This is a genomic window from Amycolatopsis sp. NBC_01307 (assembly GCF_035975215.1).
In the GTDB taxonomy this organism is placed as follows: Bacteria; Actinomycetota; Actinomycetes; order Mycobacteriales; family Pseudonocardiaceae; genus Amycolatopsis.
The window spans coordinates 165094-186171 of the sequence record NZ_CP108403.1 but is presented as its reverse complement, the minus strand read 5'-3'; the positions used below and the strand labels follow the sequence as shown (position 1 = coordinate 186171).

General features: G+C 73.5%; 17 protein-coding genes. 8 read left to right on the top strand and 9 right to left on the bottom strand.

The window, feature by feature from the left end; all coding sequences use genetic code 11:
* Positions 1-20 precede the first annotated feature (20 nt).
* Positions 21-1877, bottom strand: a complete 1857-nt coding sequence (locus OG439_RS00920; protein ID WP_326947442.1) for an Hsp70 family protein — start codon at positions 1875-1877, stop codon at positions 21-23.
* Between the two features lie 239 nt (positions 1878-2116).
* Here OG439_RS00920 and pdxA point away from each other — a divergent pair, with 239 nt between their 5' ends.
* From pdxA to def, 4 genes are all read left to right on the top strand, one after another.
* The gene (gene pdxA, locus OG439_RS00915) at positions 2117-3142 is read left to right on the top strand and encodes a 4-hydroxythreonine-4-phosphate dehydrogenase PdxA (protein WP_326947441.1); all 1026 of its coding nucleotides are present in this window, start codon (positions 2117-2119) and stop codon (positions 3140-3142) included.
* Positions 3139-3957 (top strand): DeoR/GlpR family DNA-binding transcription regulator, encoded by an 819-nt coding sequence (locus OG439_RS00910; protein WP_326947440.1) that lies wholly within the window; start codon positions 3139-3141, stop codon positions 3955-3957. Before pdxA ends, OG439_RS00910 begins: the two co-directional genes overlap by 4 nt.
* Positions 3938-8596 (top strand): DEAD/DEAH box helicase, encoded by a 4659-nt coding sequence (locus tag OG439_RS00905; RefSeq protein WP_326947439.1) that lies wholly within the window; start codon positions 3938-3940, stop codon positions 8594-8596. The genes OG439_RS00910 and OG439_RS00905 overlap by 20 nt, the downstream gene beginning before the upstream one ends.
* Positions 8597-8696: 100 nt before the next feature.
* Positions 8697-9197 (top strand): peptide deformylase, encoded by a 501-nt coding sequence (def, locus tag OG439_RS00900; RefSeq protein WP_247062962.1) that lies wholly within the window; start codon positions 8697-8699, stop codon positions 9195-9197.
* Between the two features lie 6 nt (positions 9198-9203).
* Here the strand turns inward: def and OG439_RS00895 are convergent, their stop codons facing one another.
* The 5 genes from OG439_RS00895 to OG439_RS00875 form a co-directional block, all read right to left on the bottom strand.
* Positions 9204-10283 carry a GNAT family N-acetyltransferase gene (locus tag OG439_RS00895; RefSeq protein WP_371827640.1) on the bottom strand — a complete coding sequence of 360 codons (1080 nt, stop codon included), beginning with the start codon at positions 10281-10283 and terminating at the stop codon, positions 9204-9206.
* A 788-nt stretch (positions 10284-11071) separates the two neighbouring features.
* A complete protein-coding gene (locus OG439_RS00890) occupies positions 11072-11884 on the bottom strand; it encodes an alpha/beta fold hydrolase (protein ID WP_326947438.1) in 813 nt (270 codons plus the stop codon).
* A 15-nt stretch (positions 11885-11899) separates the two neighbouring features.
* Positions 11900-12631 carry a VOC family protein gene (locus OG439_RS00885; RefSeq protein WP_326947436.1) on the bottom strand — a complete coding sequence of 244 codons (732 nt, stop codon included), beginning with the start codon at positions 12629-12631 and terminating at the stop codon, positions 11900-11902.
* 58 nt (positions 12632-12689) lie between these two features.
* Positions 12690-13457: a maleylpyruvate isomerase family mycothiol-dependent enzyme gene (locus OG439_RS00880; protein WP_326947435.1), complete on the bottom strand. Its 768-nt coding sequence runs from the start codon at positions 13455-13457 to the stop codon at positions 12690-12692.
* Entirely contained in the window at positions 13447-13911 is a 465-nt protein-coding gene (locus OG439_RS00875; RefSeq protein WP_247062955.1) for an SAV_6107 family HEPN domain-containing protein, read from the bottom strand. Before OG439_RS00875 ends, OG439_RS00880 begins: the two co-directional genes overlap by 11 nt.
* 221 nt (positions 13912-14132) lie before the next feature.
* Here OG439_RS00875 and OG439_RS00870 point away from each other — a divergent pair, with 221 nt between their 5' ends.
* Positions 14133-14654, top strand: a complete 522-nt coding sequence (locus OG439_RS00870) for a YbaK/EbsC family protein (protein WP_326947434.1) — start codon at positions 14133-14135, stop codon at positions 14652-14654.
* 5 nt (positions 14655-14659) lie between these two features.
* Positions 14660-15223, top strand: a complete 564-nt coding sequence (locus tag OG439_RS00865) for a GNAT family N-acetyltransferase (protein ID WP_326951459.1) — start codon at positions 14660-14662, stop codon at positions 15221-15223.
* 16 nt (positions 15224-15239) lie between these two features.
* Here the strand turns inward: OG439_RS00865 and OG439_RS00860 are convergent, their stop codons facing one another.
* The 3 genes from OG439_RS00860 to OG439_RS00850 form a co-directional block, all read right to left on the bottom strand.
* Positions 15240-16100 carry a DMT family transporter gene (locus OG439_RS00860; RefSeq protein WP_326947433.1) on the bottom strand — a complete coding sequence of 287 codons (861 nt, stop codon included), beginning with the start codon at positions 16098-16100 and terminating at the stop codon, positions 15240-15242.
* A gap of 387 nt (positions 16101-16487) precedes the next feature.
* A complete protein-coding gene (locus OG439_RS00855) occupies positions 16488-18173 on the bottom strand; it encodes a DUF885 domain-containing protein (protein ID WP_326947432.1) in 1686 nt (561 codons plus the stop codon).
* 42 nt (positions 18174-18215) lie between these two features.
* Entirely contained in the window at positions 18216-19100 is an 885-nt protein-coding gene (locus tag OG439_RS00850; RefSeq protein ID WP_326947431.1) for a methylenetetrahydrofolate reductase, read from the bottom strand.
* 135 nt (positions 19101-19235) lie between these two features.
* Between OG439_RS00850 and merB the strand changes: the two genes are divergently transcribed.
* Together merB and OG439_RS00840 are read left to right on the top strand one after the other, a co-directional pair.
* Positions 19236-19925, top strand: coding sequence for an organomercurial lyase (gene merB, locus OG439_RS00845; RefSeq protein ID WP_326947430.1), 690 nt, complete (start codon positions 19236-19238; stop codon positions 19923-19925).
* Positions 19926-19985: 60 nt separating this feature from the next.
* A complete protein-coding gene (locus OG439_RS00840) occupies positions 19986-21077 on the top strand; it encodes a polyprenyl synthetase family protein (protein ID WP_326947429.1) in 1092 nt (363 codons plus the stop codon).
* The last annotated feature ends 1 nt before the right edge of the window (position 21078 follow it).

The window sequence follows — 21078 nt, the reverse complement described above, 5'->3', positions numbered from 1 at the left end:
CGTTCGCGCCCTTTCCCGGGTCAGCTCCCCGGCTGGACGCTCGCCTCGAAGTAGTCGGCCAGCGTGCCCGGCGTGGTCGCCGCGGCCTGGTCGCTCGAGTTCAGCTGGTAGATGAAGCCGGTCAGCGGCCGGTCCGACACGGTGAACACGAGCACCGCCGACGTCTTGCCCGCGGCGGACGCGTAGTGGCCCTTGAGCCCGTTGCCGCCCCAGTCGGCCTCGGTGCGGTCGCCGCCGGCGGAGGTGAGCAGGCCGTCGGTGTACTGCTTCAGCGTGTCGGCGCTGTCGCCGTGGACGTAGGTCACCTGGGTGCCCGCCCGGCCCGGCGCGGAGCAGGTCGACGACGCACCGAGGTTCTCCGCCGGCGCCGCCGGGCCGTTGCCCATGCCCGGTTTGCAGTCGCCGGTGTCGGCGATCTTCCCGGCGAGCTGGCGCAGGCAGCCGGTGAAGCCCTTGTCGTCGGCCTGGCCCGGCGTCTTGCACTGGTCCGCGGTGTAGGTCGTCGCCGCGGACGACGATGTGAGGAAGAACGTCAGCCCCGCCGCGAGCACGACGACCACCGCGACCGCGATCCCGATGACCAGCTTCTTCCGGCCGCCGGGCTTCGGCTCGACCTGCTCGGCCGCGGGCGAGTACGCCGGGAAGTTCGACGGCGCGGGGGCCTGCACCCGCTGCGGCCCGCTGGGCGGGAAGTTCGAAGGCGCGTAACCCGGGTACTGCGGCGGAGGCGGCGGCGCGTACTGCGGGCGGTGCGGCGCGGTGCCGGCGGCCACGGCCCCCTCGACGTTCTGCGTCCGCGCGCCGAGCCCGTCGCGGGCGACGTGCTGGGCGCCGAGCGCGACGGCGGTCTCCGGCTGGTCGAGGCTGCCCGGCACGACGCCGAGCTTCTCCGCGATCATGGCGCCGACCAGCGGCAGCCGGCTCGACCCGCCGACGAGGTAGATGCCCGCGAGCCGGTCCGGCGTCAGCCCGGACGAGCGCAGCGTCCGCGCCAGCAGCTCCACGCTGCGCAGCATCGCCGGGCGGACCAGGCCTTCCAGCTCACCGCGCGTGACCAGGACGTCCTTGAAGGGCTCCGGCATCGGCACCTCGGTCTGCGGGTGCCGCGAAAGGGCCTCCTTGGCCGCCTTCACGTCCTCCTGCAGCGCGCGCCGGGTCCGGCGGTCCGCGGTCGACTCGGGCCGCAGCAGCCGCTGCCAGCGCTGCGGGTCGGAGTGCGAGACCTCGCGCCCGACGTGCACCATCAGCGCCTGGTCGACGTCGAGGCCGCCGAGGTCGGGCAGGCCGTCCTCGGCGAGCACGGTGAACCCGGTCTGCGTGGCGCCGACGACGGCGACGTCGAAGGTGCCCGCGCCGAGGTCGTAGACGGCCAGCGCCTGCCCGGGCGCGAGGGCCTTGCCGGGGAACGACGCGAAGTGCGCCGCCGCGGCGACCGGCTCGGGCACCAGCAGGATGTTCCCGCCGATCCCGGCGAGCCGGGCGGCGGACATCAGGACGTTGCGGCGGGTCGGCCCCCACTGCGCGGGGTGGGTCAGCCGGACCTCGTCGGGCTGTTCGCCGCCGAGCTGGCGCGACGTCTCTTCGAGGACGCGGCGGAGGATGGCGGCGAGCGCCTCGTTCACCGGCACGACGTCGGTGCCCAGCAACAGGGTCTGCTCGTCGATGCGGCGCTTGGGGTTCGGCTCGAAGCGGGTCGGGTCGAGGCGGGCGCGGCGTTCGGCGTCGCGGCCGACCATGATCGTGCCCTCTTCGGTGGCGAACACGGCCGACGGCATGTTGGCCGAACCGTCCACTTCGACGACCCTCGGCGGCATGCCGTGCGCCGACAGCACGGCGACGGTGTTGGACGTCCCGAGGTCCACCGACAGGATCCGCACAGCACTCCCCTTCGCGAAAACACGCCTTGACGACGCTGGCCGTGATGCTGCCACGTGCGCGGTCACCGTGCGTGCGGACCCGCGAAAGTCACTGCCGCTCGGCCGAGCTGCGCACTTCGCGCAACCCAGTTGCACACTCCGCGCAAGTCGGCGTACTCTCTACTCCATGACACGCGGCGTGAGTCGCACCCGTTCGACGGACGACCCCGTACCGCAGTGCCGACCAGAAGGAAGCGCCCGTGAACGACCTCCCGATCCTCGCCGTCACCCTCGGCGACCCCGTGGGCATCGGCCCGGAGATCACCCTGAAGACCCTCGCCGAGCCCGAGTCCCTGCAGATGGCGCGCGGGGTCGCGGTCGGTGACGCGATCGTGCTGGAACGCCTGGTCCGGCACCTGGGCCTGCACCTGGAGATCAACCCGATCGCCACGGTCGCCGACGCGCGCTTCACCACCGGCGTGATCGACATCCTCAACCTCGGCGTGGTCCGCGAGGACCTGCCGTGGGGCGAGGTGAACGCGACCGCGGGCGCGGCGGCGGTCGGCGCGATCGAGGTGGCCACCCGGCTCGCGCTGGCCGGCGAGGTCGACGCGGTCGTGACCGCGCCGATCAACAAGGAGGCGATCTGGGCGGCGGGCTCGCAGCACCTCGGGCACACCGAGATGCTCGGCGAGCTGACCGGCTCGACCCGGTTCAACACGATGTTCTGGGTGTCGGGACTGAAGATCTTCTTCGCCACCCGGCACCTTTCGCTGCGCGAAGCGATCGACCGGATCACCCGGGAGAACATCGAGTACGCGATCCGCGAGGCGTACACCGCGCTGGAGGTGTTCGGCACGGAGAAACCGCGGCTCGCCGTGGCGGCGCTGAACCCGCACGGCGGCGAGGGCGGCAAGTTCGGCGACGAGGAGATCGTCGCCATCGCCCCCGCAGTGGCCGCCGCGCGCGCCGCGGGCCTCGACGTGGTCGGCCCGCTCCCCGCGGACTCCGTGTTCCACCAAGGGATCCAGGGCCACTTCGACGGCGTGCTCTCGCTGTACCACGACCAAGGGCACATCGCGTCGAAGACCTACGACTTCGACGGCACCGTGTCGGTCACCGTCGGGCTGCCGATCCTGCGCACGTCGGTGGACCACGGCACGGCGTTCGACATCGCCGGCACCGGCCGGGCCTCGCACGGCACGATGGTCGCGGCGTTCAAGGCGGCGGCGGCACTGGCGCCGTACGCGCGGAAGCTGCCCTCGATCTACCCGCCCGGCCGATGACGTCCCAGCCGCGACCGGGCACCCGTGACCGGCGCGCGATGCTGCTGGAAGCCGTCCGCGACGGCTCGGGCGGCATCACGCGGCTGGCCGAGGAGTTCGGCGTCTCCGAGTCGACGATCCGCCGTGACCTCGCTTCGCTCGCCGGGGCCGGGCACGTCGTACGCACCTACGGCGGCGCGCTCGACACCGGGCCCGGGGACCGCGGTCCCCGGGAGAAGGATCAGGAGCACGCAGCGGCGCGGGACTCCATCGCCCGCGAAGCCGCAGCCTTGGTGCGGGACGGCGAAATCGTGCTGCTCGACGCCGGGACGATCACCGGGCGGCTTGCCCGTTACCTCGCCCACCGCGAGGGGCTGACGGTGGTCACCAACAGCGTCACCGCGATCCGCGAGCTGGCCGGCTTCCCCGGGATCGACCTGATCGTGCTCGGCGGGCGGCTGCGGCACCCCGGCGAGGCGATCCTCGGCGAGAGCGTCCTCGCGCAACTGCGGCACGTCTCACCCGACCGGGTGTTCCTCGGCACCGACGGCCTGGTGTCCGGACGGGGTCTGTGCTGCCCGTCACTCGAGCAGTCGGTGGTCCGGCACGCGATGCTGCACGCGGGCGCCGAGGCGTACGTGCTGGCCGACCATTCCCAGCTGGGCCAGGCGCCTTTCCCCTACTGGACCCCACTGGACCGGGAGTTCCGCCTGGTCACCGACCGCACGAAGGTCGACATCCAGTATTCGCCGTTCGCCGAGAGCGGAGGCGTCCTGCTCGCCGGCGGAACCGAAACTGTCGGAGGGGGCGCGCATCATGGACCACGTGGCAGCTGACGTGCTCGACCTCTTCTCCCCCGCGACCCGGGACTGGTTCGCGGGTGCCTTCGCCGCGCCCACCGCGGCCCAGGAGGGAGCCTGGCGGGCCGCGCACGCGGGCGAACACGCCCTCGTCGTCGCGCCGACCGGGTCCGGCAAGACCCTGTCCGCGTTCCTCTGGGCGCTGGACCGGCTCTCGGTGGAACCGCCGCCGGCCGAAGCCACGAAACGCTGCCGGATCCTCTACGTCTCGCCGTTGAAGGCCCTGGCGGTCGACGTCCAGCGGAACCTGCGGGCCCCGCTCGCCGGGATCTCGCAGGCGACCCGGCGGCTCGGGCTGCCGGTGCCCGACATCACGGTCGGCATGCGCACCGGCGACACCACCGCGGCCGAGCGCCGCTCGTTCGGCAAGACCCCGCCGGACGTGCTGGTGACCACACCCGAGTCGCTGTTCCTGATCCTGACCTCGTCGGCGCGGGAGTCCCTGCGCGGCGTCGAGACGGTGATCGTCGACGAGGTGCACGCGGTCGCCGGCGGCAAGCGCGGCGCGCACCTGGCCCTGTCGCTGGAGCGGCTGGACTCGCTGCTGGCGAAGCCCGCGCAGCGGATCGGCCTGTCGGCGACGGTCCGCCCGGTCGACGAGGTGAGCGCGTTCCTGGCCGGCGGCCGTCCGGTGCGGGTGGTGCAGCCGAAGCTGGCGAAGACCATCGAGGTGCGGGTCGAGGTCCCCGTCGACGACATGAGCAACCTCGACGCGCCGCGCGGTCCGGCACCGAGCCCGTTCGACGAGCTGGAGTCGATGACCACCGCGTTCCCGCCGGGTGAGGTCGCCCCCGGCGGGCTGGGCACGCTGGAGGAGATCTCCGGCAACCCGGTGCAGCGGCCGTCGATCTGGCCCGCGGTCGAGGAACGGGTGCTGAGCCTGATCCAGTCCCACCGCTCGACCATCGTGTTCGCCAACTCCCGGCGGCTCACCGAGCGGATGACCGCACGGCTCAACGAACTCGCCGCCGAACAGACCGAGCTCACCGCCGGCGACACCTTCCCGGCGGAGGCCGTCGGGCAGTCGGGCGTGAGCACCGGCGCGCCGCCGGTGATCGCGCGGGCGCACCACGGGTCGATGTCGCGGGAGCAGCGCACGCACGTCGAAGAGGCGCTCAAGTCCGGGCAGCTGCCGTGCGTGGTGGCGACGTCATCGCTGGAGCTGGGCATCGACATGGGCGCGGTCGACCTGGTGGTGCAGATCGAGGCGCCGCCGACGGTGGCGTCCGGGCTGCAGCGCGTCGGCCGCGCCGGGCACCAGGTCGGCGCGGTGTCCTCCGGGGTGATGTTCCCGAAGTTCCGCGGGGACCTCGTGTCCTGCGCGGTCGTCGCGGAACGGATGGCGAGCGGGGCGATCGAAGCGGTCCGGTACCCGCGCAACCCGCTCGACGTCCTGGCGCAGCACGTCGTGGCCATGGTGGCGCTCGAGCCGTGGTCGGTCACGGACCTCGCGACACTGGTGCGGCGGGCGGCGCCGTTCGCCGCGCTGCCGGACGACGCACTGCACGCGGTGCTCGACATGCTCGCCGGCCGGTACCCGAGCGAGGAGTTCGGCGAGCTGCGGGCGCGGATCACCTGGGACCGCATCGCCGGCGAGCTGCGCGGGCGGCCGGGCTCGCAACGGCTGGCCGTCACCTCGGGTGGCACCATCCCGGACCGCGGCCTGTTCACCGTCATGACCCCGGGCGGCGACGACAAACCGGGCTCGCGGGTCGGCGAGTTCGACGAAGAGATGGTGTACGAGTCGCGCGTCGGCGACACCATCCTGCTGGGCACGTCGTCATGGCGGATCACCGACATCACGCACGACCGCGTCATCGTGGTGCCCGCGCCGGGCGAGCCGGCGCGGATGCCGTTCTGGAAGGGCGACGCACCAGGGCGTCCGCTGGAACTGGGCCGGGCGCTGGGGAAGTTCGTCCGCGAACTGTCCACATCGGACGACGAGAAGGCGCGGGAGCGGGCCACCGCGGCGGGCCTGGACCAGCGGGCGTGCGACAACCTGCTCGCCTACCTGGCCGAGCAGAAGGCCGCGACCCGGCACGTCCCGAACGACCGCACGATCCTGCTGGAGCGCTACCGCGACGAGCTGGGCGACTGGCGGATCGTCGTGCACTCGCCGTTCGGCGCGCAGGTCAACGCGCCGTGGGCGCTGGCGATCGCCGCGCGGCTGCGGGAGAACCGCGGGGTCGACGCCCAGATCGCGCACTCCGACGACGGCATCGTGCTGCGCCTGCCCGACGCGCTGGACGCCGAGGGCGCGGACGTCACGATCGGCGCGGACGACATCCTGCTCGACCCCGAAGAGGTCGAGCAGCTGATCGTCGCCGAGGTGGGCGGCTCGGCGGTGTTCGCGGCCCGGTTCCGGGAGTGCGCGGCGCGGTCGTTGCTGCTGCCGCGCCGGGACCCGCGGCGCCGGACCCCGTTGTGGCAGCAGCGGCAGCGGGCGTCGCAGCTGCTGTCGGTCGCGGCGAAGTACGAACGCTTCCCGGTCGTGCTCGAGGCGATGCGCGAGGTCCTGCAGGACGTCTACGACGTGGGCGGGCTGCGCGAGCTGATGGCCGACGTCCGGGCCCGCAAGGTCCGGCTGGTGGAGGTCGAGACGCCGGCCGCGTCACCGTTCGCGCGCAGCCTGCTCTTCGGCTACATCGGCATGTTCCTCTACGAGACCGACGCGCCGCTGGCGGAGCGGCGCGCGGCGGCGCTGTCGCTGGATTCGGGGCTGCTGGCCGAACTCCTGGGCACCGAGGCGATCCGGGAACTGCTCGATCCCGAAGCCGTCTCCGAGGTCACGCGGTCGTTGCAGCGCCTCGACCCCGACCGGCACGCGCGTTCGGCCGAGGACGCCGCCGACCTGCTGCGGTTCATCGGCGACCTGACCGTCGCGGAGGCCGGGGAGCGCGGGATCCAGCCGGAGTGGCTCACCGAGCTGGAAGGGGCGCGGCGCGCGCTCCGGGTGCGGATCGGTGGCGAGGAACGGTTCATCGCGATCGAGGACGCGGGCCGGGTGCGGGACGCGCTGGGCACCGCGCTGCCGGTCGGCGTGCCCGAGGCGTTCACCGAACCGGTCGCGGACCCGCTCGGGGACCTGCTGTCGCGCTACGCCCGGAGCCGGGGTCCGTTCGCCGCGGCGGCCGTGGCCGCGCGGTTCGGGCTCGGCACGGCCGTCGTCACCGGCGTCCTCGACCGGCTGACCGGGGAAGGCCGCCTGGTCCGGGGCGAGCTGAGTCCTGTCGGGCACCCGGACACCCACGGTGCCGGGGTCGAGTACTGCGATTCGGCGGTGCTGCGCCGGCTGCGGCGAGCGTCGCTGGCGAAGCTGCGAGCGGAGGTGGAGCCGGTCGAACCGGCGGCGCTGGGGCGGTTCCTGCCGTCGTGGCACGGGTTCGGCGGTCGTGTCCGGGCGGCGCCGACGGCGGACGACGTGCTCTCGGTGGTCGAGCAGCTCGCCGGGGCGCCGTTGCCGGCGAGCGCGGTGGAGTCGCTGATCCTGCCGGGGCGGCTGCCGGGCTACTCCCCCGCGTTGCTGGACGAGCTGACGACCGCGGGCGAAGTCACCTGGGCGGGCTGCGGCGCGCTGTCGGGCGGCGACGGCTGGATCGCCCTCGCACCCACCGACGTCGCCGACCTGCTGCTGCCCGAGGTCGTCGAAGACATCCCGACCGGCCCGCTGCACGACGCCATCGTGTCCACTTTGGAGGGTGGCGCGCTGTTCTTCCGGCAGCTGGTGGACCGCGCGACGGTGCTGGTGGACAAGGCGCCGAGCGACGCCGAAGCCGTGGCCGCGCTGTGGGATCTGGTGTGGGCCGGGCTGGTCACCGGCGACACGCTGGGGCCGTTGCGCGCCCAGGTCGCCGGGCACGGCGCACACAAACCCCGCCGGCAGGCCCCACGCGGCCGGTACGCGCGGCTGCGGGCGGGGCGGCCGCAGATGCCGTCGCGCTCCGGCCCACCGACCGTCGCCGGCCGGTGGGCACTGACCCCCGCTCGCGAGACCGACGCCACCCGGCGGGCCCACGCGCGCACCGAAGCGTTCCTGGAGCGCCACGGCGTCCTGACCCGCGGCGCGCTCGACACCGAACGCGTCACCGGCGGGTTTTCCGGGATCTACAAGGTGTTGCGCGGCATGGAGGACACCGGCCAGGTGATCCGCGGGTACGTCGTGGAAGGCCTCGGCGCGGCCCAGTTCGCGGCCAAGGGCGCGGTGGACCGGCTGCGCGCGCTGTCCGGCCCGGGCCGGCCCGCTCCCGGGCGCGCGGTGGTCCTGGCGGCGGCGGATCCGGCCCAGCCGTACGGCGCGGCGCTGCCTTGGCCCGCCGCGACCGGCGACACGAAGCATCGTCCGGCTCGCAAGGCGGGTGCACTGGCGGTGCTGGTGGACGGGGTGCCGGCGCTGTACGTCGAGCGCGGCGGCCGATCGCTGCTGAGCTTCACGGAGGAACGGCAACCGCTCACGGACGCGGCCCAGGCGTTGTCGGCGGCGGTCCGCGAAGGCTGGCTGGGCCAGTTGTCGGTCCAGCGCGCGGACGGCGAGCAAGCCCTGACCTCCGAACTCGCGCAAGTGCTGACGGAGGCGGGTTTCCGCGCGACACCCTCGGGACTCCGGCTCCGCGCCTGATCCTCCCGGCCACCCGCCGGGTTCGTGGTGATTCCCCGGCGGGGCGATTCACCGCTGGCCTAAGCTGCCAGTCCGACACCGCACGAAGGATGTTCTGCTCATGGCCATGCGCGAGCTGCGCTATTTCGGGGACCCGATCCTCAAGTCCGCCTGCGATCCGGTCACGGTTTTCGACGAGAAGCTCGAGGCGCTCGTGCGGGACCTGGTCGACTCCGTGAAACCCGACGGGCGGGCCGGGCTGGCCGCGCCGCAGATCGGCGTCGGGCTGCGGATCTTCAGCTACGACGTCGCCGGGCTCACCGGGTACGTCATCAACCCCGAGATCGTCGAGCTGTCCGAAGAGACGCACGAGATCAACGAGGGCTGCCTTTCGGTGCCGGAACTGTGGTTCCCCACCGAGCGGGCGGTGCACGCCAAGGTTCGCGGCGTGGACGTGCACAACGAGCCGATCGAGGTGGAGGGCGAAGAAGTGCTGGCGCAGTGCCTGCAGCACGAGACCGACCATCTCGACGGCGTGCTCTACCTCGACCGGCTCACGACCGAGCGCAAGAAGACCGCTCTGCGCGAAGCGCGGGACAAGGACTGGTTCTGGAAGCGCTGACCGCGCTCAAGCCGGCAGGAACAACCTGAGCTTGGCCCCGTCCTCCGAGCCGCGCTCGGTGCGCAGTCCGGCTCGGGCGGCGGTGCGGGGCAGGACGTCGTCGCCGGCGAGGCAGTCGGCGGTCAGCTCCGTGATGCCCTGGGCCTCGGCCATGACCGCGAGCCGGGCCAGCAGGGCCGTGCCGATGCCCTGGCGCTGCCAGTCGTCCTCGACCAGCAGGGAGATCTCGGCACCGCCCGCCGCGGACGGGATGAGCTGGGCCAGGCCGATCACCTCCCGGCCGAAGACGGCCAGCACGCTCGTGCCGCGCGGGGGCATCAGCAGGCGGTGCAGCCAGCGGCGCGGCACCGTCCGCACCCCCGTGTGGTAGCGGCGGAACAGCGTCGCCATCGAGCAGCGACGGTGCAGTTCGGACACCGCGTCGGCGTCGCCGGGGAGGCCCTTGCGCAGGACGATCGCCGCGCCGTCCGGGCGGTCGAGGACCACCGGGCCCGCGACGTTCCGGGCCGCCGCGGTGAGCAGAGTGACGAGCGACTCGGCGCGGGTGAGCTCGAGCTGCACGAACGGCGCCCACTGGCGGCGCGCGACCAGCGCGGTGTCGGCGCCGAGCGCGAACACCGCGCGGTGCCCGCTCTCGGTGCGGGCCGGGTTGGTCTCGGTCGCGGGGACGAGCGTGACGACGTCGGCGGCCAGGACCTCCTTCAGCACCTCGGCGAGGCGGGCCGGATCGTCGATCGCGCGCCGGGCCGCGGCCAGTGTCGAGGACGCCGAGTCGACCAGCTCGTGGACGTCGGCGTCGATGATCGCGGTGCACTCGCAGCCCTCGTCGCGGATGGCGTCGACCAGGAGCCGCCGGGGCAGGCCGATCGCCGGACGCAGCACGATCTCGTCCAGCACGCCGCCCGGAACCGGCAGTACGGTCAGGCCGAGGATGTTGCACTCGAGGTCGGCGAGCCGGATGGCGATGCGGGCCAGGGTGCCCGGGTGGTCGTGCATCCGGACCCGCACCCGCCACGCGGACGGCACGGCCGGCTCCTCGACGGCGGCCGGCTGACCGTGCTGGGGCAACGCTCGAGAGGTCTCCATGCCCACCACGGTCCCCCGCGGTTGTTGCCTCACCGGGACGCGAGTGTTTCGCGCAGGTCAGCGTTCGACGCGACCCGGCAACTCCGGCGAAACACGCAAGCCCCACACCCCGCCGGCGCAACCACCGACACGACGCCGGACCCAGGCCGGGCACGGCCCCGACCGGCCCGCCGACCTGGGAGAAACCCCGGTCCCGGAGGTACGCACCGACCCACGGCGGCTTACTTCCGGCTCGGCAACGGTCAGCCCGCTGCACGCCGACCGGGGAACACGTACGGCCGGCGGCAACTCCGCCGCCAACCGGGGATGGGACGACCTGCCGACCGCTTGTGCCACCGGTCGAGCACAAGCCAGTCCAGCGGCAGCCCACCGCCAACCTGGGGACAGGCACGGCCTACCGACCATTGCGCCACCAGCTGAGGACAAGCCAGCCCAGCGGCCGCCCGACCGCCGATCCGAGGACCGGCTCGCTCGCACCACGAACCAGCCTGCTCGGCCGTCAGCGCGGGAACCGGCCGCCGCCAACCTGGGGACGGGCACGGCCTACCAACCGCTGGGCCGTCGGCTGAGGACAAGCCCGTCCGGCGTCAGCCCGACCGCCGTTCCGGGGACCGGCTCAGCTCGCACCAGCCGGCTCGGTCGGCAGCGCGGGAACCGACCGCTGGGCCACCAGCTGACGACAAACCTGTCCAGCGGCGGCCCGGCTGTCGAGCCGAGCACCGGCTCAGCTCGCACCAGCCAACTCGGCCGTCGGCGCGGGAGCCGGCCGCGGCCAGGCGACACAGGGCTCAGGCCGTCACCTGTGTCAACCAGGTTCGCAGCTCGGTGGCCACCCTGACCGGGGCGTCCAGCTGGATGAGGTGGCCCGCCCCTTCGACCGGGGTCAACGTTGCGCCCGGGATGGCCGCCGCGAGGCGCTCGCCCAGGGAAATCGGGATCCACGTGTCCTCCGTGCCCCACAGCACCCGCACCGGGAGGTTCAGCCGGTTCAGTCGCTGCTCGTTCTCCGCCAGGTAGCTCTCGTCGTACGCGGCGATCTGGCGGTAGAGCGCCGGCTGGCCCTCGTCGCCCAGCCATGGGGCTACCAGTGCGGCCAGGTCCGCCTCTCGCAGCTGGTGGAACGCCGCGTTGCCGATGTACGCCCTGACCAGCGCCTCGTGGATGTACGGCGGCACCTGGGCCAGCACGTCCGGGTGCTGCTTGACCAGCTGGAAGAACGGCGAACCCGACGGCGGGATCGCCACCGCGTCGGCCAGCAGCAGCGACGCGTACGGGACGTCGTGGAACAGGTGGGCGCGCAGCGACACCGCGCCGCCGTAGTCGTGGGCCACGACGTGCGGACGCTCCAGGCCCCAGTGGGTGAGCAGGGCGGTGAACGCCTCCGTCTGGACGCCGAAGTCGACGGCGTGGGACGGGTCCTTCGACGACCGGCCGTAGCCCGGCATGTCCCAGAGGTACACCGTGAAGTCGCCGCTCAAGGCTTCGGCGAAGGGCCGCCACAGCCAGGACGACCAGGGCGTTCCGTGGCAGAACACCACCGCGGGCCCGGAACCCGCGCGCTCCCAGGCGATCCGGCGCCCCTGCCAGTCGAAGTTCTCCATGCCTCCCAAGCTAAGTCAGTGCGGGGTCAGCACGCAGAACTCGTTGCCCTCCGGGTCGGTCAGCACGCGCCACGGCACCCGGACGCCTTCGCGGTCCGCCGGGGCCGCGCCCGCCACCAGGACCTCCGACACCGCCGCCGCGTGGTCGGTGCCCGCTGGGGGTGCGATGTCCAGGTGCACCCGGTTCTTCACGCGCTTCGCGTCCTCGTTGCGCAGGAACTCCAGCCACGGCCCGCGGCCCGACGGCGCGCGCAGGCCCACGATGACGTCACCCTGGCCGGCCCGGACCTCCCAGCCCGTGATGCCCGCCCAGAAGTCCGCCAGCCGCGGCGGGGACCAGGCGTCGACCAGGATCGACGCCACCGCGCCGGTGTCCGCGTACTGCTCGCGCGGCTCCAGGACGCAGAACTCGTTGCCCTCCGGATCCGCCAGCACCACCCACGGCACCGCGCCCTGCCCGATGTCGACGCGCCGGGCACCCAGCTCCAGGGCGCGCGCGACCAGCTCCTCCTGGTGCGCGGGCGTCCGGCTCGCCAGGTCGAGGTGGATGCGGTTCTTGACCACCTTGGCTTCCGGCACCGGGACGAACACCAGGTCCAGGTCCCAGCCGTCGGTCTCCGGGGCGCGGACGTCGACCTCGTCCGGCAGTTCCCCGGCGACGCGCCAGCCGAGCAGCGCGGCCCAGAAGTCCGCCAGGACCCTCGGCCGCGCCGCGTCGATCACCAGGTTGACCAGGCGAGTGCTCATGCGCCGCACGCTAGCCCGCACCACCGACAGTTCCGGTTCGGCTTCCCCACCGGCCGGGTCATCGGGTCGCGAGCCGCAGCAACGCCCAGAGCTGCGCCGCCTGGTCGTGCACTCCTCGCACGGTCACCGAGGTCAAGGACGCCCGGCCCCAGAGCCACAGGTAGATCCGCTCCGGTTCGGCCGTGACGACGTCGTCCGCGGCCTCGGCCTCCTCGGCCGGGCAGTGCCAGGCCTGCGTCACCTCCGGACCGGCCCGGGCGATCCAGCTGTGGCCGCCCGCCAGCACTCCGACCGAGCCCGCTTTCGTGCCGGTGAGCCCGAGCAGCGGCAGCTTCTGCCCGAACCAGAGGAGCAACGCTTCGTCGATGCCGTCGAGCGCGAGGTCTTCGGGCACCTCACGCGGCTCCACACCCGCGGACTGTTCGACGTCGACGCGGTGCACCAGGGTCTCGTGCACCATCCGCCGCCGCCAGAAGCCGTACGTCGGGTCGGCGGGCCACCACGTGTCGGCGCGCTCCCCAGGGTCGTGCGCCGCCAGCTCGTCGAGCAGTTCGGCCAGCCCGGTCTCCAGGTAGTCCGCCAGGCCCTGGCCGGGCGCGGGGTCCCGCGGCCACTCGTCCGGGACGCGCCCTTCGGCCAGCCGGCGCCGGACCATCCGGTAGCGGCTGCCGACGTGCCGGGCCACCTCGCCGAGCGACCAGCCCGGGCACGCGGGCACCGGCGCCTCGAGCGGCGCCGCGCGCACCGTGTCGACCAGTATTCCGCCTTCGATCCCCAACGCCGTGAGCAGCCGCCCTTGGTCGATCAGGCCGTGCTCACGCGACATGGGCGTCCTCCGCGATCGGCAGGCCGTGCACGAGACGGCGGACCAGCTCCAGGAACGGCTCGGCGGCGCGCACCAGGGCCGCGGCCGCCTCCGCGGTGACCCGGCCGGTGATGCCGGCCTGAGCGTCGGCGCGCATGGCCGAATTGCTCGCGAAGAAGGCAGACCACTCCCGCAGCTCGGGGGCGTCGGCGTCGAGCAGGACCCACGTGCTGGCCGGGCGCGACCGGCCCCGGTGCGGGCGGCCGTGGGCGGCGAGCACCGCCGCGGCGCCGCGCAGCGCGGCGAGGTAGGCGCCGATGAACCGCTCCGCGGGATCGGCTTCCCGCTCGGCTTCGGCGAGGCCGCGCCGCGCCTGGGCGAGCAGGCCGGCCGCCGCCGGCGAGGCGGGCGGGCGCAGCGACAGGGGCAGCTGGGGCTGCCCGGGATCCGCGGGGGACACGACCGAGACGGACATGACGACCCTCCTCCTGCGCGTTGTGAGCCCGGGCGGTGCCCGGCGCGGGACGCTTCCCCCGCCCCGCGCCGGTCACCTGACCGGTGCGCGCTCACCAGATGTCGAACGTCTGTTCGAACGATTTCCAGAGTAACCCCGGACGTGGCGTTCGCTCAACCCCGAGGCGGAATCCCCCGGACGTGGTGCGGGACACCTCGCCGCCGGCGTGATCTCATAGGTTCATGAGTTCGCTGGACCACCCCGCCGTCGCCAAGGTGGCGGCCGCACTGTCCGAAGCCGGGCAGCACGCCGCCGCCGAAGGCATCCGCGTCCTGCCCGCCGAGGTCCGGACCGCCGCCCAGGCGGCCGAGGCACTCGGCGTGCCGGTGGGGGCCATCGCCAACAGCCTCATCTTCCGCGTGGGGTACGACAAAAACGCGCACGCGCTGCTCGCGCTGACCTCCGGCGCCCACCGCGCGGACCCGGAAACGCTCGCCGGCCTGGCCGGCGTCGAGGCCGTCGGGAAGGCCGACGCCGACTTCGTGCGGGCCCACACCGGGCAGCCGATCGGTGGCGTCGCCCCGGTCGGGCACCCGACGCGGCTGACCACGCTCGTCGACACCGCGCTGGCCGCCCACGACGTCGTCTGGGCCGCCGCCGGGCACCCGAAGACCGTCTTCCCGACGACGTTCGCCGATCTGGTCACCCTGACCGGGGGGACCACTGGCGCGCTCGCGGGCGCGGAGGAGAATGGCCAGCTGTGACCGCGATGCGCTCCCGTTACGTCCAGCTCTCCGCGGACGAGTTCCGCGCGCGCCTGCCCGAGGCGCTGGACATCTACGTCCGGGCGATGCGCTACCCGGCGGGCACCGCCGAGCAGCGGGCGCCGATGTGGCTGACCCACGCGCTGCGCGAGGGCTGGCGCTGCATGGCCGCCTTCGACGCCGACGACGTCCTGCTCGGCCTGGCCTACGGCTACCGCGGCCGACCGGGGCAGTGGTGGCACGAGCAGGTGCGCCACGGCCTGAGCCGCCGGTCCGGGCCCGCCGAGGCCGACCGCTGGCTGATGGACTACTTCGAGCTGACCGAGATCCACGTCCGGCCGGAGAACCAGGGCCACCGGATCGGCGAGGACCTGCTGCACGGCCTGCTCGACGGCGTGCCGAGTGCGAACGTGCTGCTGTCGACGCCGGAGGGCACGAGCCGGGCGTGGAAGCTCTACCGCCGCACCGGGTTCGTCGACGTCCTGCGCGACTACCACTTCGCCGGCGACCCGCGGCCGTTCGCGATCCTGGGCCGGACGCTGCCCCTCGATCCCCTCGAGCCGCGCTGAGGGGCAGCGCCGAAACTCACCTCGGTTCGGGCCGCCAGTAGCCGACGGCCAGCGCCGCGACCAGCACGGCCGCGCCGCACCACGCCGTGCCGGCGAGCCGTTCGCCGAGCAGGACCGCGGACAGGATCGCCGCCGTCAGCGGTTCGAGCACGGCCGACAACGCGCCCAGCACGGGATGCGCGTCCGCGAGGCCGCGCAGGTACGCGGCGTACGCGAGGGCCGTCGGCACCACACCGAGGTACAGGGCGACCGCGAGGACGTCCGGGTGCAGCGGCAACGCCATGCCGGACCAGCTCGCCAGCGGCGCGAGCAGCAGACCGCCGAGCAGGCAGCCGAACGCCGTCGTGGACAGCGGGTCGAGACCTTCGACCGGCTTCGCGGTGAGCAGGGTGAGCGTCGCGAATCCGGCCGCCGCGAGCAGCGCGAACGCGAGCCCGCCGAGGGACGCCGAAACGTCCGGCGACCAGCGGAGCAGCACCAGGCCGGCGAGCGTGCCGGCCAGGGAGACCAGCGTCCAGCGGCCGGGACGGCGCCACCTGGCCACGGTGACCACGACGGGCGCCGCGCCGATGGTGGTCATCGTCGCGACGCTCACCGAGCTGAGTGCGACGGCGGCGAAGTAGCTCGCTTGGAACAACGCGAACAGGCCGCCGACGGCGAGCAGCCGCCGGATCGCGGCGCGGCCTCGTGGCCGGGTCTTGACGAACAGGCACGCGACGCCGCCGCCGATGAGCAGCCGCCAAGCGGCGACGGCGAGCGGGTGGAGGCCGGCGAGCGCGCCGAGCAGCGAACCGGCGAGACCGCCGGTGCCCCACAGGACACCGGCGAGGACGAGCGCGGCCGACGAACGGGCGCGCACGGGTATGGCGAGGGACATCGGAAAACGCTCCTGCGTCGAAGGAATCGGAATCGACGACGCGGGGCGATCTGCTTCAGAGCACCACGAAGAAGCCGCGGGTCACGCGGCGAAGACCACCCCGCTCAGGCGCGGGGCGGCGGGGTGGCGAACAGGATCCGATGCACAGAGCCGACATTAGCGGGGACGTCGTGGCGGACGCGACGGGTTTTAGGGCCCGCTTGTCCACAGGGGTGCCTTGTTGTGGACAAGCGGGCCCGGGAAGGGCTTTCCGGGCGGGATCGTCAGCCAGGCCCGATAAACTGGACGTGGGACGCCCCCCAGGGATGGGCGGGGGCTCGGTTCCGGAGGGGCGGGGGCTCGGTTCCGGATGGGCGGGGGCTCGGTTCCGGAGGGGGCGGTCGGCCGTCAGTCCAGCTGGGCCAGCTGGTCCCGCAGTGTGTCCAGGCCCATGCCGCCCATGTCCAAGGCCTGGGTGTGGAAGCGCTTGATGTCGAACGACGCTCCCGCGCGGGCCCGGGCGTCCTCGCGGGCCGCCAGCCAGAGGCGCTCGCCGATCTTGTACGACGGGGCCTGGCCCGGCCAGCCCAGGTAGCGGTCGATCTCGTCGCGGACGTGGGCCGGGTCGGTGATCGTGCGGGTCAGCATGAACTCCAGGCCCAGGTCCGGGGTCCAGCGCTCCCCCTCGTGGAAGCCGGTGCCCGCCGGGATCTCCAGCTCCAGGTGCATGCCCAGGTCGATGATCACGCGCGCGGCGCGGAACAGCTGCTCGGACAGCATGCCCAGCAGGTCGCCGTCGTCGGAGAGGTAGCCGAGGTCCTGCATCAGGCGCTCGGAGTACAGCGCCCAGCCCTCCGCGTGGCCCGACGTGAACGCCATCATCCGCTGGTACTTGTTCAGCGCGTCCGACTTGTCGACCGCCGTCGCGATCTGGAGGTGGTGGCCCGGCGCGCCCTCGTGGTAGACCGTGCTCGTCTCGCGCCAGGTGATGAACTCGTCGCGGCCCGGCGGCAGTGACCACCACATGCGGCCCGGCCGACCGAAGTCCTCGCTCGGGCCGGTGTAGTACGCGCCGACGCCGCCACCCGGCGGGGCGATCAGGCACTCCAGCGCCATCACCCGGTCCGAGATGTCGAAGTGCTTGCCGCGCAACGACTTCAGCGCGTCGTCCGAGAGCCGCTGCATCCACGCCTCGAACTCGGCGCGCCCCTGGACGCGGTAGCGCGGGTCGGCGTCGAGCTGCGCCGCCGCCTCCGCCGGGGTGGCGCCGGCCTTGACGCGGTTCGCGACGGTGCGCATCTCGGCCTCGATGCGGGCGAACTCCGCCCAGCCCCACTCGTAGGCCTCGCGCAGGTCGAGCGCCGCGCCGACGAAGTACCGCGACCACAGGCGGTAGACGTCCTCGCCGACGGCGTCCTTGCCCGGGGCCTTGGGCGCCAGCTCGGCGCGCAGGAACCCGGCGAACTCCGCGAACGCCTCTTCGGCGGCCCGCGCACCGCGCGTGAGGTCGGTCTTGAGCGCGTCGCCCTGCTTCTCCGCGCCGCCGACGAGCTCGCTGAAGAAGCCCTTCTCTTCCTTCAGTCCGGCCCACGTCTCGCACTGCTCCGCGACCTTCGCGACCTGACGCAGCGCCGCGACGTGGCCCGCGTCGGACCCGGCCAGCAGGCCCGTGCGGATCCCGGCCAGCGCCTTCGGCACCTCGCCGATCCGCGTCGCGACGACCGACCAGTCGGCCTCGGTGTCCACCGGCATCAGGTCGAAGGCCATCCGCAGTTCCTGGACGGGGCTGGAGATCACGTTGAGCTGCGCGACGTCGAGGCCGGCTTCGTGGATCTCCAGCTCGAGCCCGATCCGCTCGGTGAACACGGCCTTCGCGGACCGCTCGCCGGCGTCGGCGGGCTCGGCCGCGGTCACCGCGGCGTGCGCCCGCGCGGCCAGCTCGGCGCGCTCGTCGAACCCGGCGGGCGAGTAGTCGGTCAGCCGGTGATCGTGGCCGATGATGCCGAAGGAGGTCGCGGCGACCGGGTCGGCGGCCGCGTAGTCGTCGACGTAGCGGTCGCAGATCCCGTGCACGCCATCGGAAGAAGAAGCCATGCGCCGCACGCTACCGGTCCACTGAGGGGGTGCGGTACGGACTTAAGTGCGGGCCGGCACCAAGCCCAGCCGCGCGATCACCTCGCGTGTCGCCTTCGACCGGTTGAAGGTGTAGAAGTGCAGGTTCGGCACGCCCTCGGCGATCAGCTTCTCGCACAGCTCGGTGATCACGTCGATGCCCGCGGCGCGGAACGCCTTGGGGTCGTCGGCGAGGGGTTCGAGCCGGTCGAGCAGCTTCGCCGGGGCCGGCGCGCCGGACAGCTTGATCGTCGTCTGCAGGGTCCGCAGCGTCGTCAGCGGCATCACGCCGGGCAGCACCGGGACGTCGCAGCCGGTCGCCGCGACACGGTCGCGCAGGCGCAGGAAGTCCTCGGCGTCGTGGAACAGCTGCGCGATCGCGAAATCGGCGCCCGCGCGCAGCTTGCGGACCAGGTACTTCGTGTCCGTTTCGAGGTCGGGCGAGCGGGGGTGGCCGTAGGTGGACGCCGAGACGCCGACGCAGAAGTCGCCCAGCTCCCGCACGAGCTGGACCAGCTCCTCGGCGTAGTTCAGGCCCTCGGGGTGCGGGGTCCACTCGCCGTAGACGTCGCCGGGCGGGTCGCCGCGCAGCGCGAGGATGTTGCGGACGCCGACCGAGGCGTACCAGCCGATCACGTTGCGCAGCTCGGCGACGGAGTGGTTGACGGCGGTCAGGTGCGCCATCGGCACCAGCGTCGTCTCGGTCGCGACGCGGGCGATGCTGCGGATCGTGCCGTCGCGGTTGGAGCCGCCGGCCCCGTAGGTGATCGACATGTAGGCCGGGTCGTACGGCTCGAGCTCCCGGACGGCCTTCCACAGGACGGCCTCGTCCGCCGTGTCCCGGGGTGGGAAGAACTCGATGGAGAACTTCGGCCCGTCTCCTCGCAACCGCTCGATCACCGACGTCATACCCGAATGTTAAGGGCCAGTGCCCGACATCCGGGAGCCCCCGTCCGCTTTCCGAGACGGAGAGTCGAGTGGTTTTCGAGTGTGGTTCGTGCGGGCGGCCCGACTAGACTGGGCAGCCACCGTGGGGAGCGAGCGATGAGGGACGACGCGAGCTGGGACGAAGACGTGCGCCTGGCCGTCTACCGCGCCTTCGCCGCCCATGGCCGCGCGCCGACGGCGCCGGAGCTGGCCGACGCCGCGGGCGGGTCGCTCGCCGTGGCCAAGCAGGCGCTGCACCGCCTCGCCGACGCCCACCACCTGGTGCTCGACGAGTCCGAGCACGTCGTGCTGGCGCACCCGTTCGCCGCGAAGTCGCTCGGCTTCTCCGTGATGGGCGCGCGCACGCTGTGGTGGGGCGGCTGCGCCTGGGACTCGTTCGCCATCCCCCACCTCGTCGACGACGAGCCGGAGGTGCTGGTCGCGACCCGGTGCCCCGGCTGCGAGCAGCCGCACGCGCTGGTCGTCGGCCGCGCCGAGCCGCCGGCGGGCTCCCAGGTGGCGCACTTCCTCGTGCCCGCCGCGCGGATGTGGGACGACGTGCTGCACACCTGCGAGCACCAGCGGCTGTTCTGCGACGAGTCCTGTGTGGACGAATGGCTCACCGCGACCGGGCAGGCCAAGGGGGACGTGCTGGACCTCGGGACGCTCTGGCGGCTCGCCCGCGGCTGGTACGCGGGGCGGCTGGAGCGCGGCTACCGGCGGCGCGAGCCCGGTAGCGCCGTCGCGTACTTCGCCGAAGCCGGGCTCACGGGCCCGTTCTGGGCGCCGCCCGCGACGAGAGTCTGATTCACCACATCCGGGCGCCCCGGCGGCCCGGCCGCGGCCGGGTTCGGCGAGGATGAGGGCATGAACGTGCCCGTCTCCGACGTCGATCTGCCCGCCAACGTCGAGCGCGCGCTGGCCGGGTTCCTCGGCCGGGCGGGCGAGCGGATCATCGAGACCGAGCCGACGGTGGCCGCCGGGATCGAGGCGCTCAGCGGGTTCGTGCTGACGGGTGGCAAACGTTTGCGGCCCACGTTCGCGTGGTGGGGCTGGCGCGGCGCGGGCGGCGACCCGGCCGGGCCGGACGCCGAGGGCGTGCTGCAGGCGGTGTCCAGCCTGGAGCTGATCCAGGCGTGCGCGCTGATCCACGACGACCTGATCGACTCCTCCGACTCCCGCCGCGGGTTCCCGACCGTGCACATCGCGGGCGCGAAGCTGCACGCCGACCGCGGCTGGCTCGGCTCCCCCGCGACGTTCGGCCTGGCCACCGCGGTGCTGGTCGGCGACCTGGCGCTGGCCTGGGCCGACGACATGTTCGCCGACGCCCCGCTGCCCGCCGAGACGCTCGCCGCGGCGCGGCCGGCCTGGCGCGCGATGCGCACCGAGGTGCTCGCCGGGCAGTACCTCGACGTCCGCACGCAGGCCACCGGCGACGCCTCCCCCGAGGCCGCGCTGAAGATCGACCGGCTCAAGACGGCCGCCTACACCGTGCAGCGGCCGCTGCACCTGGGCGCGGCGCTGGGTGGAGCGTCCCCCGAGCTGATCGAGACGCTGCTGGAGTTCGGCGGCGAGGTCGGCATCGCCTTCCAGCTGCGCGACGACCTGCTGGGCGTCTTCGGCGACCCGTCGGTCACCGGCAAGCCCGCCGGCGACGACCTGCGCGAGGGCAAGCGCACCCTGCTCGTCGCGCTCGGCCTGCAGCTGGCCGCCGAGAAGGGCGAGGAGGCGGCCGCCACGGTCATCGCGGACGCGATCGGCGACGCCGACCTGTCCGACGAGGGCGTCGAGACCGTCCGGATGGCGTTGCAGCAGGTCGGCGCGGTCGACGCGGTCGAGCACCGGATCGACGAGCTGACCACCGCCGCGATGGCCGCGCTCGAGCGCGCGCACCTGGCCGAGCCGGCGCCCGCCGCGCTGACCGGGCTGGTCGTCAAGGCCACCCAGCGGACGTACTGAC

Bases quoted from the DNA above. Each gene is read 5' to 3' on its own strand.
- OG439_RS00880 (WP_326947435.1), bottom strand. From the start codon at position 13,457: ATGTCGCGTGAGCACGGCCTGATCGACCAAGGGCGGCTGCTCACGGCG.
- OG439_RS00865 (WP_326951459.1), top strand. From the start codon at position 14,660: ATGCGCTCCCGTTACGTCCAGCTCTCCGCGGACGAGTTCCGCGCGCGC.
- OG439_RS00855 (WP_326947432.1), bottom strand. From the start codon at position 18,173: ATGGCTTCTTCTTCCGATGGCGTGCACGGGATCTGCGACCGCTACGTC.
- def (WP_247062962.1), top strand. From the start codon at position 8,697: ATGGCCATGCGCGAGCTGCGCTATTTCGGGGACCCGATCCTCAAGTCC.
- merB (WP_326947430.1), top strand. From the start codon at position 19,236: ATGAGGGACGACGCGAGCTGGGACGAAGACGTGCGCCTGGCCGTCTAC.
- OG439_RS00895 (WP_371827640.1), bottom strand. From the start codon at position 10,283: ATGGAGACCTCTCGAGCGTTGCCCCAGCACGGTCAGCCGGCCGCCGTC.
- OG439_RS00890 (WP_326947438.1), bottom strand. From the start codon at position 11,884: ATGGAGAACTTCGACTGGCAGGGGCGCCGGATCGCCTGGGAGCGCGCG.
- OG439_RS00875 (WP_247062955.1), bottom strand. From the start codon at position 13,911: ATGTCCGTCTCGGTCGTGTCCCCCGCGGATCCCGGGCAGCCCCAGCTG.
- OG439_RS00850 (WP_326947431.1), bottom strand. From the start codon at position 19,100: ATGACGTCGGTGATCGAGCGGTTGCGAGGAGACGGGCCGAAGTTCTCC.
- OG439_RS00840 (WP_326947429.1), top strand. From the start codon at position 19,986: ATGAACGTGCCCGTCTCCGACGTCGATCTGCCCGCCAACGTCGAGCGC.
- OG439_RS00905 (WP_326947439.1), top strand. From the start codon at position 3,938: ATGGACCACGTGGCAGCTGACGTGCTCGACCTCTTCTCCCCCGCGACC.
- OG439_RS00910 (WP_326947440.1), top strand. From the start codon at position 3,139: ATGACGTCCCAGCCGCGACCGGGCACCCGTGACCGGCGCGCGATGCTG.
- OG439_RS00860 (WP_326947433.1), bottom strand. From the start codon at position 16,100: ATGTCCCTCGCCATACCCGTGCGCGCCCGTTCGTCGGCCGCGCTCGTC.
- OG439_RS00870 (WP_326947434.1), top strand. From the start codon at position 14,133: ATGAGTTCGCTGGACCACCCCGCCGTCGCCAAGGTGGCGGCCGCACTG.
- OG439_RS00885 (WP_326947436.1), bottom strand. From the start codon at position 12,631: ATGAGCACTCGCCTGGTCAACCTGGTGATCGACGCGGCGCGGCCGAGG.